The organism is Salinicola halophilus (assembly GCF_003206155.1).
In the GTDB taxonomy this organism is placed as follows: Bacteria; Pseudomonadota; Gammaproteobacteria; order Pseudomonadales; family Halomonadaceae; genus Salinicola; species Salinicola halophilus.
The window spans coordinates 1,485,594-1,500,554 of the sequence record NZ_PZJV01000001.1 but is presented as its reverse complement, the minus strand read 5'-3'; the positions used below and the strand labels follow the sequence as shown (position 1 = coordinate 1,500,554).

General features: G+C 64.3%; 11 protein-coding genes. All 11 read left to right on the top strand.

Annotation, left to right across the window (positions count from 1 at the left end):
- Positions 1 to 24 precede the first annotated feature (24 nt).
- The 11 genes from ispC (at position 25) to DOM33_RS06675 (ending at position 14,841) form a co-directional block, all read left to right on the top strand.
- The gene (gene ispC / locus DOM33_RS06725; RefSeq protein ID WP_110666975.1) at positions 25 to 1,239 is read left to right on the top strand and encodes a 1-deoxy-D-xylulose-5-phosphate reductoisomerase; all 1,215 of its coding nucleotides are present in this window, start codon (positions 25 to 27) and stop codon (positions 1,237 to 1,239) included.
- A 51-nt stretch (positions 1,240 to 1,290) separates the two neighbouring features.
- Positions 1,291 to 2,655: a sigma E protease regulator RseP gene (rseP, locus tag DOM33_RS06720; protein ID WP_110667603.1), complete on the top strand. Its 1,365-nt coding sequence runs from the start codon at positions 1,291 to 1,293 to the stop codon at positions 2,653 to 2,655.
- A 141-nt stretch (positions 2,656 to 2,796) separates the two neighbouring features.
- The gene (gene bamA / locus DOM33_RS06715) at positions 2,797 to 5,136 is read left to right on the top strand and encodes an outer membrane protein assembly factor BamA (protein WP_110666973.1); all 2,340 of its coding nucleotides are present in this window, start codon (positions 2,797 to 2,799) and stop codon (positions 5,134 to 5,136) included.
- 199 nt (positions 5,137 to 5,335) lie between these two features.
- Positions 5,336 to 5,839, top strand: a complete 504-nt coding sequence (locus DOM33_RS06710; RefSeq protein WP_110666971.1) for an OmpH/Skp family outer membrane protein — start codon at positions 5,336 to 5,338, stop codon at positions 5,837 to 5,839.
- A 23-nt stretch (positions 5,840 to 5,862) separates the two neighbouring features.
- Positions 5,863 to 6,903, top strand: a complete 1,041-nt coding sequence (gene lpxD / locus DOM33_RS06705; RefSeq protein WP_110666969.1) for a UDP-3-O-(3-hydroxymyristoyl)glucosamine N-acyltransferase — start codon at positions 5,863 to 5,865, stop codon at positions 6,901 to 6,903.
- 147 nt (positions 6,904 to 7,050) lie between these two features.
- Positions 7,051 to 7,494 carry a 3-hydroxyacyl-ACP dehydratase FabZ gene (gene fabZ / locus DOM33_RS06700; RefSeq protein WP_110666967.1) on the top strand — a complete coding sequence of 148 codons (444 nt, stop codon included), beginning with the start codon at positions 7,051 to 7,053 and terminating at the stop codon, positions 7,492 to 7,494.
- The gene (gene lpxA, locus DOM33_RS06695) at positions 7,491 to 8,258 is read left to right on the top strand and encodes an acyl-ACP--UDP-N-acetylglucosamine O-acyltransferase (RefSeq protein WP_110666965.1); all 768 of its coding nucleotides are present in this window, start codon (positions 7,491 to 7,493) and stop codon (positions 8,256 to 8,258) included. The genes fabZ and lpxA overlap by 4 nt, the downstream gene beginning before the upstream one ends.
- 8 nt (positions 8,259 to 8,266) lie before the next feature.
- On the top strand, positions 8,267 to 9,433 hold the full coding sequence (lpxB, locus tag DOM33_RS06690) for a lipid-A-disaccharide synthase (RefSeq protein WP_110666963.1): 1,167 nt from the start codon (positions 8,267 to 8,269) through the stop codon (positions 9,431 to 9,433).
- Positions 9,434 to 9,465: 32 nt separating this feature from the next.
- Positions 9,466 to 10,092 carry a ribonuclease HII gene (rnhB, locus tag DOM33_RS06685; RefSeq protein WP_110666961.1) on the top strand — a complete coding sequence of 209 codons (627 nt, stop codon included), beginning with the start codon at positions 9,466 to 9,468 and terminating at the stop codon, positions 10,090 to 10,092.
- Positions 10,093 to 10,292: 200 nt separating this feature from the next.
- Positions 10,293 to 13,796 (top strand): DNA polymerase III subunit alpha, encoded by a 3,504-nt coding sequence (gene dnaE / locus DOM33_RS06680; RefSeq protein WP_110667601.1) that lies wholly within the window; start codon positions 10,293 to 10,295, stop codon positions 13,794 to 13,796.
- Between the two features lie 91 nt (positions 13,797 to 13,887).
- Positions 13,888 to 14,841, top strand: coding sequence for an acetyl-CoA carboxylase carboxyltransferase subunit alpha (locus tag DOM33_RS06675; RefSeq protein ID WP_110666959.1), 954 nt, complete (start codon positions 13,888 to 13,890; stop codon positions 14,839 to 14,841).
- The last annotated feature ends 120 nt before the right edge of the window (positions 14,842 to 14,961 follow it).

Below are 14,961 nucleotides of genomic sequence, written 5' to 3'. Positions count from 1 at the left end.
CGTCGTGCTGACAACAAGGCTTCTATGACCTCCACCGCTGTTCACAACGTCGCCATTCTCGGTGCGACCGGCTCGATCGGTCGCAGCACCCTCGACGTCATCGCGCGACACCCCGAGCGCTATCGCTTGCAGGCGGTGACGGCCTGGCGCTCCAAAGAGGCGCTGTTCGACGTCTGTCGGCGCTTCTCGCCGGCCGTTGCCGTCCTCGAGACCGAAGCCGACGCTGCCTGGTTGCGGGCGGCACTGCGTGACGTGTCGCTTTCGCACATCGAGGTGCGCGCCGGCGAGTCGGCGCTGTGCGAAATGGCCGCGGCCAACGAGGTCGATGTCGTGATGTCGGCGATCATCGGCGCGGCGGCGCTGTTGCCGACCCTGGCGGCGGTCAAAGCGGGTAAACGGGTGTTGCTGGCGAACAAGGAAGCGCTGGTGATGTCCGGGGCACTCTTCATGGATGCGGTGGCACAGCACGACGCCTGTCTGCTGCCGATCGATTCGGAGCACAACGCCATCTACCAGTGTCTGCCGCCGGCGCGCCACGGCGGTTTGGCCTCGCTCGGGGTCTCGAGGCTGTTGCTGACCGCCTCCGGCGGACCGTTCAGGGAGCGGCCGATCGGCGACATGCGCCACGTGACACCGAGCGAGGCCTGTGCCCACCCGAACTGGTCGATGGGGCGCAAGATCTCGGTCGACAGCGCCTCGATGATGAACAAGGGCCTCGAACTCATCGAGGCATGCTGGCTCTTCGATGCGCGTCCCGAGCAGGTCGAGGTAGTGATTCACCCGCAGAGTATCGTGCACTCGATGGTCGGCTACACCGATGGGTCGGTCATCGCGCAGATGGGCAATACCGACATGCGCACGGCCATCGCCTATGGACTCTCTTGGCCTGCGCGCATCGACGCCGGTGTCGAGCCACTGGATCTCTTCGCGATAGGGCGACTCGACTTTCAGGCGCCGGACGAGACGCGGTTTCCTTGTCTGCGTCTGGCGCGGGAAGCGATGCAGGCAGGCGGTACGGCGCCCGCCTGCCTCAATGCCGCCAACGAGATAGCCGTGGCCGCCTTTCTCGATGAGCGGCTGGGGTTTTTGGACATCGCCGGGCTGGTGGCCGAGACGCTCGAGCGTGTCGAGTCGCACGCGGCGGACTCGCTCGATGCGATACTGCACGACGATGCCCGCGCACGCCGAGTCGCCGAAGGCATTCTCGCTGAGCGCTACGCCGGCGGAGCTCGCGCCTGATTCGAGCGCGGCGGTCGGGATCAATCATACGGTGAGAGGAGGTCGCGCATGATGGATGCACTTCAGAACGTGCTGGCGGTCATCGTCGTGCTCGGCCTGCTGATCACGTTTCATGAGTTCGGGCATTTCTGGGTCGCCCGCCGCTGCGGGGTCAAGGTACTGCGGTTCTCGGTCGGCTTCGGCAAGCCGCTGTGGTCGCGCTTCGACCGCCACGGCACCGAGTTTGCCATTGCGGCCATCCCGCTCGGTGGCTACGTCAAGATGCTCGACGAGCGCGAGGGGCCGGTCGACCCGGCCGAGCAGCACCGCGCATTCAATCGCAAGAACGTATGGGCACGTATCGCCATCGTTGCCGCCGGGCCGATCGCCAACTTTCTCCTGGCGCTGTTGGCCTACTGGGCACTGTTCGTCTATGGCACGACGACGGTGGCGCCGGTCATCGGTGATGTGGCGCCGAATTCGCCGGCGGCACAGGCCGGCCTGGAAAGTGGCATGGAGATCGTCAGTGTCCAGGGCGAGCGCACGCCCTCGTGGAACGACGTCAACCTGCAACTGATCGGTGCCATCGGTGCAAACGGTGAGTTGAGCGTGGCCACGCAGGAGACGTCCACCTCCGGCGCCAGCGGGAGCGAACAGCTCCACGCGGTGCCGGTCGAGCGCTGGCTGGTACGCCAAGACCCCCCGCAGCCGATGCCGTCGCTCGGCATCACGCCCTGGCGACCGGACGTACCGGCGGTGCTCGACCGGGTACTGCCGGAGAGTCCGGCAGCACGGGCGGGGCTGCAAGCGGGCGACCGCATCCTCAGCGTCGATGGCGCCTCAGTCGCGGACTGGGCGGCTTTCGTCGCCGTGGTGCGCGAGCATCCCGAACGAACGCTCGACCTCGTGGTCGAACGCGGCGGTGAACGTCGTGAACTGTCTCTCACACCGGCGCTGCGCGGGAGCGGCGAATCGCCGATCGGCTACGTCGGGGCGGCCTCACAGGCGCCGACGTGGCCAGCGCAATTCCAGCGCGAGATTCGCTACGGGCCGATCGCGGCGATCGGCGAGGCGGTAGCCAAGACCGGCGAGATGACCTGGCTGACGGCGGACTCGATTCGCAAGATGATCGTGGGCTGGATCTCGCCGTCGAATCTCTCGGGGCCGATCACGATCGCGAGGATCGCTGGCGATTCGGCTCGTAGCGGCGTGGAGACTTTCATCGGTTTCCTCGCCTACCTCTCGATCAGCCTCGGCGTGCTCAACCTGCTGCCGATTCCCGTGCTCGACGGGGGGCATCTGGTCTATTACGTCATCGAACTGCTGCGGGGGCGCCCCGTTTCCGAAACGGCGCAGGCGATGGGACTGCGCGTCGGCGTGGCACTCGTGGCCACGCTGATGATCGCGGCACTCTACTTCGATTTGATGCGACTTTAGGCCTGACCTAGGCGGCGCGGCGTCGCTGCCGACGACCATTCAGTACCCGGGGCCGACGAGGGAACCTTGTCAGTCACTAGGGGAAATGTATAAGGTGCCTGTTCCATACGCGGGCGGGCCCCCAGAGAAGCGATTGATTGCATGAAACTCAAGACCATCGGATTGGCAGGACTGCTGCTGACCAGCTCCCCCTTGGCGTTGGCGGCACCTTTCGAGATTTCGGACATTCGCGTGGAGGGACTGCAGCGCGTCTCGGCAGCCTCCGTGTTCAACGCTTTTCCCGTCAGCGCAGACGAGACGGTCAACGATCAGGAGCTGGGCGACGCGGCTCGGACGCTGTTCGACACGGGGCTCTTCGACGACATTCGCCTTTCTCGCGATGGCGATGTACTAATCGTCAACGTGGTCGAGCGTCCGTCGATTGCGGAGATCAACATCGAGGGCAACTCGCAGATCTCCGAGGACGATCTTCGGGACGGCCTGCGGGACGCCGGTCTTGCCGAGGGGCAGGTGCTGCAGCGCTCCACCCTCGAGGAGATGCAGCGCGAACTCGAGCGTCTCTATCAGTCCCAGGGCCGCTACAGTTCGAGTATCGACTCCTCTGTCGAACAGCTCGAGCGCAACCGCGTTCGCGTCAACATCGACATCAACGAGGGCGCCGTCGCCAAGATTCGACAGATCAACGTCGTCGGTAACGACGCTTTCGACGACGACACGCTGCGCGATCTGTTTCAGCTCGAGGACAAGCCCAGCTGGTTCTTCGGCTGGTTCTCCGACGACGAATACTCGCGTGAGGCGCTCTCCGGAGACCTGGAGACATTGCGCTCCTGGTATCTCGATCGCGGCTACGCCAACTTCTCCATCTCGTCGACTCAGGTCTCGATCAGCCCCGACAAGTCGCGCATCTTCGTCACGATCAACGTCGACGAAGGCAAGCGCTACAAGTTCGACCAGATCGACTTCGACGGCGATCTGAAGATGGACGACGCCAGAGCACGCGAGCTGGTCACTGCCGAGCCCGGCGACTACTTCTCTCAGAGTGCGCTCACCGCGTCGTCGGAGGCGCTGCGCCAGAAGCTTGGCGCGGACGGGTTTGCCTTCGCCGACATCAACGCGGTGCCCACGCTCAACGACGCCGACAATACGGCGAACATCACCTTCCGCGTCGATCCCGGCCGACGCGCCTATGTGCGGCGAATCAATTTCGAAGGCAATACCACGACCCAGGACGAAGTGCTGCGTCGTGAAATGATCCAGATGGAGGGCGCACCCGCCTCGACCGATCAGATCAGCCAGTCGCGCCAGCGTCTGGAGCGGCTGGGCTTCTTCCGGCAGGTCGACGTCGACACGCGTCCGGTCGCCGGCGAGCCGGATCAGCTCGACGTCACATACAGCGTGCAGGAGCAGCCTTCCGGGTCGATCTCGGCAAGCGTCGGTTTCTCCCAGTCGGCAGGCGTCATCTACGGGGCGGCGCTTTCGCAGAACAACTTCCTGGGTACGGGCAACCGGGTGAACATCGGGGCTCAGCGCAGCGATACGTTCACCAACATCAATTTCGGTTTCACCGACCCTTACTGGACGCTCGACGGTATCTCGCGGGGCTACAACCTGTTCTACCGCGAGACCGACTACGAAGATTCGGACATCTCGACCTACTCGACCGATTCCTACGGCGGTAACATCAATTTCGGTTACCCGATCAACGATCTGTCGCGACTGAACTTCGGCGTCGGTCTGGAACAGCTGTCGATCGACACCTATGACGACACCCCCTCCGAGATCGTCAAGTACACCGAGGATGAGGGCGAGGATTTCCTCAACTACAAGTTGACCGCGAGCTGGACACGCAACAATCTCAACCGCGGCATCATGCCCACCGCCGGCAGCTACCAGCGTGTGTCGCTCGAGACGGCGGCACCCGGATCGGATGCCGAGTACTACAAGATGCGCTATCGCGGCCAGCGGCTGTTCGAACTCAATCCCGACTGGTCGGTCAAGTTCAGCAGCAATCTGGGCTACGCCGATACGCTGGGTTCCGGTGATCCCTACCCGTTCTACGAGAACTTCTATTCCGGCGGTCTGGGTTCGGTGCGCGGCTATACCAGCAACACGCTGGGTCCGCGTACCACCGAACGCGGCGACGGCGACGACGACACCCTTGGCGGCAACGTGCTGGTGGAAGGCTCTGCAGAGCTCATCTATCCCTTCCCGTGGGTCGAGGATCGCCGCTCGCTGCAGACCAGTATCTTTCTGGATGCCGGTAATACCTATTTGACCGACTGCTACGATGTCGTCGACGGTGACGGCCCGTCGAGTTGTGAAAGCGGCGTCAATCTCGACGATCTGCGCTACAGCTTGGGCCTCGGGCTCTCCTGGTTGACGCCGGTCGGCCCGCTCACGTTCAGCGTGGCCAAGCCGCTCAACGAGAAGGACGGTGACGATCCGCAGGTGTTCCAGTTCTCGCTTGGCCAGACGTTCTGATCGCAACGAACGTCGGTAATACGAAGAACATCGATAAAAGAGTCACAGCACCCCGTGGCAGCTTGTTGCCGCGGGGTGATCGGCTCCACGGTCGTGGCGCGGGGACGTCGGTTTCGACGCGTTCGCTACGATTCATCCCGCTCTCTTAGTCGTCGTCGAGATCGACGGCCTTCGAGAGCCGCTATCAAGGAGGCGTTGCATGCGCAAAGTAGTAGGAGCCCTCGGGCTTGGACTGTTGTCGGTCGTATCGCTGCCCGCCATGGCGACCGAAGTCGGCGTGCTGGACTGGCGTGAAGCGTTGATGTCGTCCGATTCGGCGCAGGCATCGATGAATCAGCTCAAGAACCGAATCAGTGCGCAGCAGCAGCAGGCGCAGTCACTGAGCCAGGAGTTGCAGCAGCTTCAGCAGCGTCTGCAGCAGGACGGCGACGTGATGTCGGAATCCGAGCGTAATTCGGTGACCCAGCAGCTGCGCCAGAAGGGCGGCCAGTTCCAGCAGCTTCGCGGCCAGATCTCGCAGGCGCAGCAGCAGGCCGAACAGCAGTATCTGCAGAGCGCCAAGCCCAAGCTCGACCAGGCGATTCAGCGTGTGGTCGATCAGCACGATCTGGACATGGTCGTCGACCGTGACGCGGTGGTGTACTCCGGCGATAGCCTGGACGTGACCAACGAAGTGACCCAGATATTCAACTCGCTCAACTGATGCTCTGAGACCGGCGCCCATTCATGAAGAGTGCTGCTAACGCCTCCTATACGCTCGGTGAACTCGCCGAACGTATCGATGCCCGTCTGATCGGCGATCCCGAGATTCGTATCGAGGGTCTGTCGACGCTGACCGACGCCGGCCCCAGTGAACTGGCCTTTCTGGCCAACCGGGCCTACTTGAAATACCTGGACGAGACCCGCGCCGGCGCGGTGCTGGTGCACCCGGCTCATGGCGAAGGGTGTCCCGGGGCGCGGCTCGAACTGGACAACCCGTATCTCGGCTATGCCCGCCTGTCGCGGCTCTTCGATCCGCTCTACCAGCGCAGTCATCAGGGGATCCACCCCACGGCCGTGGTCTCCTCCGAGGCTCGCGTCGGCACCAATGTGGAGATCGGTGCCAACAGCGTCATCGAGGCCGGCGTCGAGATCGCCGACGATTGTGCCATTGGCGCAGGCTGCAGTATCGGCGCGGACTGTATCATCGGGGCAGGGTCTCGGCTGCACGCCAACGTCACGCTCTACCATGGCGTCATCGTCGGCGCACGGGCGATTCTGCACGCCGGCTGCGTCATCGGTGGCGACGGTTTCGGCTTCGCTCACGATGGCAAGCAGTGGGAGAAGATAGCGCAGCTCGGTGGCGTCACCCTGGGTGACGATGTCGAAGTGGGGAGCTGCTCGAGTATCGACCGCGGTGCCCTCGGCGACACGCTGATCGGCCACGGCGTCAAGATCGACTCCCAGGTCCAGATCGCTCACAACGTGCAGATCGGCGACCACAGTGCGCTGGCCGGGTGTGTGGGGATCGCCGGCTCGACCAAGGTGGGGCGGCACTGCCTGCTCGGCGGTGGGGTAGGACTCTCGGGCCACCTCACCCTTGCCGACGGCGTGCAGGTCACGGGGATGAGCCTGGTCACCAACTCGATCCATGAAGCCGGCGTCTACTCATCGGGGACCGGGTCGATGTCGAACAGCCAATGGCGCAAGAACGCGGTTCGCTTCAAGCAGTTGGATGACATCGCCAAGCGCCTCACCCGGCTCGAACGTCATGCGCGTGATGGCTGAGAAGTCATCTGTGACGGATCGGTACAGGGGAAGACTGGCGGCCGATGACCTCGCCTGTATAATGCCGGCCCACACGGGTGAACGCCGCTTTGCCGCCCTGTGCCCGCCCCTAGCGGCGGGCATTTCGTTATATTCGAGGTCGTATTGATGATAATGGACATCAACCAGATTCGTGAGTATCTACCGCATCGTTACCCGTTTTTACTGGTGGATCGCGTGACCGAGATCACGCTCGGCGAATCGATCGTGGCGTACAAGAACGTCAGCATCAACGAACCCTTTTTCAACGGCCACTTTCCGCATCATCCCATCATGCCGGGGGTTCTGATCATCGAAGCGATGGCCCAGGCCTGCGGCATTCTGGGATTCAAGACCGTCAACAAGCTGCCCGCTGACGGCTATGTCTACTACCTCGTCGGCAGTGACAACGTTCGCTTCAAGCGCCCCGTCATGCCGGGTGATCAGCTGCGCCTCGAAGCCGTGGTCATCAAAGGCAAGCGCGGTATCTGGAAATTCAACTGTCGGGCCACCGTCGGCGACGAGCTCGCCTGTGAAGCCGAAGTCATCTGTGCCGAGAGGAAAATCGCTTGATTCATCCCACCGCCATCGTCGATCCCGCCGCGACCCTGGCCGACGATGTCGAAGTCGGCCCGTTCAGCGTCATCGGTCCCGATGTCGAGATCGATGCGGGCTGCGTGATCGGGCCGCACGTGGTGATCAAGGGTCCGACCTCGCTTGGCAAGCGCAACCGCATCTTTCAGTTCGCCTCCGTCGGCGAGGACTGCCAGGACAAGAAGTACGCCGGTGAACCCACGCGCCTCGACGTGGGCGACGACAACGTCGTACGCGAGAGCGTGACGCTGCATCGGGGAACCGCGCAGGATCGTGGCGCGACCACCATCGGTAGTCGCAACCTGTTCATGGCCTATTCCCACGTGGGGCACGACTGTGTCATCGGCGACGATTGCATCCTCGCCAACCAGGCGACACTGGCCGGCCACGTCCGACTCGGCGATTTCGCCATTCTCGGCGGTCTCTCGGCGATTCATCAGTTCTGCCACATGGGCGAGCACGCCATGGTCGGCGGCTGCTCGGCGATCACCAAGGACGTTCCCGCTTTCGTGATGGCCAGCGGTAACCCTGCTGCGCCGCACGGCCTGAATTCGATCGGTCTCAAGCGTCGTGGCTTCTCCAGCGAGAGCGTGCGCGCGCTGAATGAGGCCTATCGACTGGTCTACCGTAAAGGACTCACTCTCGAGCAGGCGGTCAGCGAGATCGAAAGCCGCTTCTCGTTCGACGAGACGCGGCGCTTCGTCGACTCGCTCAAGAGTTCCCAGCGCGGCATTCTCCGCTAGGCGAGGCCATGCGCGTCTACCTGGTCGCGGGCGAGCTCTCCGGGGATATTCTCGGCGCGGGTCTCATGCGTGCGCTCAAGCGTCGCCATCCCGACATCGTGTTTCGGGGTATCGGCGGGCCACGCATGCAGGCCGAGGGGCTCGACTCTCTCTACCCGCTGGAAACGCTCTCCGTGATGGGGCTGGTGGAGGTGCTCAAGCATCTGCCGGGCCTGGTCAAGGTACGTCGTCATCTCAAGCGAGACGCGCTTGCCTGGCAGCCGGACGTGATGATCGGCATCGATGCGCCGGACTTCAACATCGGGCTCGAGCGAGCGCTGCGCGAGCGCGGTATCCGTACCGCCCATTACGTCAGTCCCTCGGTCTGGGCCTGGCGACAGGGGCGTGTGAAGACGATCGCCCGTGCCGTCGATGCCATGCTGACCTTTCTGCCGTTCGAGGCGGACTTCTATGCCGAGCATCGCGTGCCGGTGGCCTACGTCGGTCACCCGCTGGCGGACGAGCTGCCACTGGTCAACGACCGCCGTGCCGCGCGAGCGGCGTTGGGTCTCGATGCCGAGCGGCCGACGCTCACGCTGCTGCCCGGCTCGCGCAGCAGCGAAATCCAGTTCCAGGGTGAAATATTCCTGCGCGCTGCGGTCAGGCTCCGGGAGCGTCTCGGGGCGCTGCAGGTCATCGTGCCGGCGGCTTCCCCCGAGCGACGTCGCGAGCTCGATGCGCTCATGGCTCGTGCCCCCGAGCTTGCCGAGGACGTCACGCTGATCGAAGCGCAGTCGCGGGAGGCGATGGTCGCCGCGGATGCGGTGCTGCTGACATCGGGGACAGCGGCACTGGAAACCCTGCTTTGTCACCGAGCGATGGTCGTCGCCTATCGTATGGCGCCGGTGACCTACTGGCTCGCGAAGCGGCTGGTCAAGACGCGCTGGATTTCGCTGCCTAACCTCATTGCCCAGGAGACCGTGGTGCCGGAGCTGATCCAGGACGCGGTCAGTGCCGACTCGCTGGTCGACACGCTGCTGCCGTGGTTCGAGAACGAGGCGCAGCGTCATGCGCTCGAGACACGCTTTGCCGAGATGCACGCCGCCTTGCAGCGAGGCGCCAGCGAGCGTGCCGCGGACGCGATCGACTCTCTCGTCCAGCGCGGTTGTCTCGACGACGTCGACACCTCCGCCTGAGCGACACCCCACCGTCTAACACGAGGACGACGATGCCGAGCCGAGCGCGAAGCGACGACTGGCCCCCGCTGATCATCGATTATGCCGGCGATCGGCTGGCCGGCGTCGACGAAGTCGGGCGGGGGCCGCTCGCCGGTGCCGTGGTCGCCGCGGCGGTGATTCTCGATCCTGATCGACCGATCGCCGGGCTGACCGACTCCAAATGCCTGAGTGCGCCACGCCGGGAAGCTTTCGATCGGCAGATTCGTGAAGAGGCGCTGGCGTTCGCCGTCGCGGAGGCGACGCCGGCGGAGATCGATACGCTCAACATCTATCACGCCACCCATCTGGCGATGCGGCGAGCGATCGACGCCTTGCCAGTGGCGGCAGAATATCTACTGGTCGACGGCAACCGACTGCCGGGACATGCGTGTCCCGGGCAGGCGGTGGTCAAGGGGGATCTGCGCCACGCCGCCATCAGCGCGGCGTCGATCCTCGCCAAGGTGGCGCGAGACGCGCAGATGGTAGCGCTGGACGCGTGTCACCCGGAGTACGGTTTCGCCCAGCACAAGGGCTATCCCACCGGGGCGCATCTCGAGGCGCTGCGCCGACTGGGACCGCTCGAGGCGCATCGCCGCTCTTTCGCTCCGGTGCGAAAGCAGCTCGAAACGTTCACCTGAGCGGTTCGCGATTTCGGCACCGAATCGCGTGCGCCGACGGCTGGCGCGCCGGCGAATCACCACCGACCGAACCGAGCCCGGCCCGCGCGGGCCAGCTCACTGAACCATTGTGACCCCCTCCGGCTTTGGGCATGCTGAGATGGCGCTATCTCGCCCGCGCCGCCGCCGGAATCCATTCGTCGTTTCGAACCGAGCTCGCCATGACAACTCCCTTCGTTCATCTTCGTGTCCACAGCGAATACTCACTCGTCGACGGCCTGGTCCGCCTCAAGCCGCTGATCAAGGCCACCGCCGAAGCGGGCATGCCCGCGGTCGCGGTGACCGACGACACCAATCTCTTCGGCCTGGTCAAGGTCTACAAGGCGGCGCAGGGCGGGGGACTCAAACCCGTCATCGGCGCCGACTTCTGGCTGCACAATCCCTTCGACGAGAGTCATCCGTACCGGATCACGCTGCTGGCGATGAACGATACCGGCTATCGCAACCTCACCGAGCTGATCTCGCGGGCCTGGACCGACGGTCAGCGTCAGAATCTGGCGATCCTCGACCGCGAATGGGTGTTTGCCCAGAACGAGGGACTGATCTGCCTCTCCGGCGCCCGTGAAGGGGAGATCGGTCGGTTCTTGATCGCCGAGCACGTCGATACCGCACGCACGCTGCTGGCGGAGTGGAATCAGCATTTTCCCGGCCGCTTCTACCTCGAGCTGCAGCGCACCGGTCGCCAGTACGACGAGGAGTGTGTCCACGCCAGCGTACACTTGGCTTCCGAGACCGGTACGCCAGTGGTGGCGACCAACGATGTGCGCTTTCTGCAGCGCGAGGACTACTGGGCGCACGAGACGCGGGTATCGATCGGCGAGGGGAAGGCGCTGGAGGATCCGCGGCGCGAGAAAAAATACAGCGAAGAGCAGTATCTGAAATCGCCCGAGGAGATGGCCGAGCTCTTCGCCGACATTCCCGAAGCGCTGGAGAACAGCGTGATGATCGCGGCCCGCTGCAACGCCAGCGTGCGCCTCGGCGAGATCTTCCTGCCGGAATATCCGATCCCCGAGGGCATGACCCAGGACGAGTTCTTTCGCAAGATCTCCCACGATGGCCTGACCGCGCGTCTCGAGCAGCTCTTCGGGGGCGACACGCCGATCTATCCCGGGCGCGATCTGGCCGAGCACGAGCCGGCCTACCGCGAGCGACTCGACTTCGAGCTGAATATCGTCCTCGAGATGGGGTTCCCCGGCTACTTCCTCATCGTCATGGACTTCATCCAGTGGGCCAAGGACAACGACATTCCGGTGGGGCCGGGCCGCGGCTCCGGTGCCGGCTCGCTGGTCGCCTACGCGCTCAAGATCACCGATCTCGATCCGCTGGAGTACGACCTGCTGTTCGAGCGTTTCCTCAACCCGGAACGTGTCTCCATGCCCGACTTCGACGTCGACTTCTGCATGGAGAAGCGCGACCGGGTAATCGACTATGTCGCCGACCGCTACGGGCGTAACGCGGTCTCGCAGATCGTCACCTTCGGCACCATGGCCGCGAAGGCGGTCGTGCGCGACGTCGCCCGCGCCCAGGGCAAGCCCTACTCGATGGGCGACAAGCTCTCCAAGCTGATCCCGTTCGAGGTCGGCATGACGCTGGGCAAGGCGATCGAGCAGGAGCCGCAGCTCAAGGAGTATCTCGAGTACGACGAAGAGGCCGCCGAGATCTGGGAGATGGCGCTCAAGCTCGAGGGCATCACCCGCGGTACCGGCAAGCACGCCGGTGGCGTGGTGATTGCTCCCACCAAGCTGACCGACTTCTCGCCGCTGCTCTGCGAACCGGACGGTTCCGGACTGGTGGTGCAATACGACAAGAACGACGTCGAAGAGGCGGGGCTGGTGAAGTTCGACTTTCTCGGCCTGCGCACGCTCACCATCATCGACTGGGCGCTGGAGATGGTCGACACGGTGCGCGCCCGCGATGGGGCAGGGCCGCTGGACATCAGCACCATCCCGCTCGACGACAAGCCGACCTTCGACATGCTCAAGAAGGCCGACACCACCGCGGTCTTCCAGCTCGAATCCCGCGGCATGAAAGAGCTGATCAAGCGGCTGCAGCCAGACTCTCTCGAGGACATGATCGCCCTGGTCGCCCTGTTCCGCCCGGGGCCGCTGCAGTCGGGCATGGTGGATGACTTCATCAACCGTAAGCATGGTCGTGCGGCGATCGCCTACCCCAGTGCGGACTACCAGCACGAAGCGCTCAAACCGGTGCTCGGACCGACCTACGGCATCATCCTCTACCAGGAGCAGGTGATGCAGATCGCCCAGGTCCTGGCGGGCTACACCCTGGGGCAGGCGGACATGCTGCGCCGCGCCATGGGTAAGAAGAAGCCCGAGGAGATGGCCAAGCAGCGCGCCGGCTTCATGGAAGGCTGTGCCAATAACGGTATCGACAAGGATCTGGCGGGCAACCTCTTCGACCTGGTGGAAAAATTTGCCGGCTACGGCTTCAACAAGTCTCACTCGGCGGCCTATGGACTGGTCTCCTATCAGACCGCATGGCTCAAGGCGCACTACCCCGGGCCATTCATGGCGGCGGTGCTCTCCACCGAGATGGACAACCTCGACAAGGTGGTACCGCTGATCGAGGAGTGCCGCCATCTGGGGCTGACGGTGACACCGCCGGACGTCAACATCGGCGCCTACAAGTTCACCGTTGACGAGAGCGGACAGGTGGTCTACGGTCTCGGCGCGATTCGCGGCGTCGGGGAAGGCCCGATCGGGGCGATCGTCGAAGCGCGTCAGGCGGGCGGCGCGTTCAGCGATCTGTTCGATTTCTGCCGCCGCATCGACTCCAAGCGGATGAACAAGCGCACCATCGAGGCGCTGATTCGCTCCGGGGCGCTGGACCATCTGGGGCCATCGCGGGCGGTGCTCGCCGCGTCGCTGGAGTCCGCGCTCAAGGCCGCCTCGCAGAATCAGGCCAACCAGAACATCGGCATGATGGACATGTTCGGCGAGGCATTCGTCGAGCCCGAGGCCGACGTGTTCGCCGACTTTCGTCACGTGCGAAACTGGAGCGACAAGGAGCGCCTGGCCGGCGAGAAGGACACCCTCGGGCTCTATCTCACCGGCCACCCGATCGACGAGTACGAGCACGAGCTCAAGCGCTTCGTCGCCACCCGCATCGTCGATCTCAAACCGTCCCGCGAGCCGCAGCGGGTGGCGGGGTTGGTCATCGCCATGCGCACCATGAAGTCCAAGCGGGGCGACACCATGGCGTTCGTCACGCTCGACGACCGCACCGGACGCATCGAGGCGTCCTTGTTCGGTGAGCTCTTCGATCAGGTGCGCGGTCAGCTCGCCGCCGATCAGGTGCTGATCATCGAAGGCGAGGTTTCCAGCGATGACTACTCCGGCGGCCTGCGCCTGCGCAGCAAGGAGGTCACGATGATGGCAGACGCCCGCGCCCGCTTCGGGGAGGCGGTGGAACTCTCGGTGGATGGCGCGCGACTCAACGGGCGTTTTTCGCGCTCGCTGCACGACAGCCTCACGCCCTGGGTCAACGCGGAAGGGCTTCCGGTGCGGGTACGCTATCGCAACGACAGCGCCAGCGGCTGCTTCGAGCTCGGCGATACCTGGCGGGTCTCTCCGAGCGACGAGCTGCTGACGGCGCTGCGCGACGTCGAGGGGCACGAATCGGTAGCACTTCGCTACCGTGGCGGCTGAGCGGTTGCCAAGACTCGTGAGGGTGCGATAATGGCGCATTTCGCCGCAAGCCAGACGCCACCGGTTGCCAGGATCACACAGTAGAAGCTCTATGAATCCCAATTATCTGGACTTTGAACAGCCGATCGCCGAACTCCAGGCCAAGATCGAAGAGTTGCGCCTGGTCGGTAACGACAGTCGCATCAGCTTGAGCGACGAGATCGGTAAGCTCGAGGAGAAGAGCCGTAAACTCACCGAGCAGATCTTTCGCGACCTGAGCGCCTGGCAGGTGACCCAGCTCTCGCGTCACCCGCAGCGCCCTTACACGCTGGACTACCTCGATCGCATCTTTACCGAGTTCGAGGAGTTTCATGGCGACCGCCACTTCGCCGACGATGCCGCGCTCGTCGGCGGCGTCGCCCGCCTCGACGATCGTCCGGTCATGGTCATCGGTCATCAGAAGGGGCGCACGGTCAAAGACAAGGTGCGTCGCAACTTCGGCATGCCGCGCCCCGAGGGATATCGCAAGGCGTGCCGCCTGATGGAGATGGCCGAGCGCTTCAAGATGCCGGTGCTCACCTTCATCGACACCCCGGGCGCCTATCCCGGCATCGACGCCGAAGAGCGAGGCCAAAGCGAGGCGATCGCCTACAACCTCGCAGTGATGTCGCGCCTGAAGACGCCGATCGTCGCCACCGTGGTCGGCGAGGGCGGCTCCGGCGGGGCGCTGGCCATCGGCGTCTGTGACGAGCTGCAGATGCTGCAGTATTCCACCTACTCGGTGATCTCGCCGGAAGGCTGCGCCTCGATTCTCTGGAAGAGCGCCGAGAAGGCCTCCGAAGCCGCCCAGGCGATGGGTATCACCGCTGGTCGCCTCAAGGAGCTCGGCTTCGTCGATACGCTGATCGACGAGCCGCTCGGCGGCGCCCACCGCCAGCCTCAGAGAGCCGCGGATCGCGTGCGCGACTCGCTGCTCGGGAGTCTCGATCGCCTGCAGTCGATGGATACCGACACGCTGCTCGAGAAGCGGTATGCGCGGCTGATGTCCTACGGCGCGCCTCAGTAGACGAGGACCGGCTGCGCTCACCCACACGGCGTTGAGCGCTCGCTCGGGCTGCTCGTGTCGCGCGCCACACTGCGCGCCCTCGCTCGCGTTCGGCTTGTCTGAGCGCCGCTCGCGCGGTCA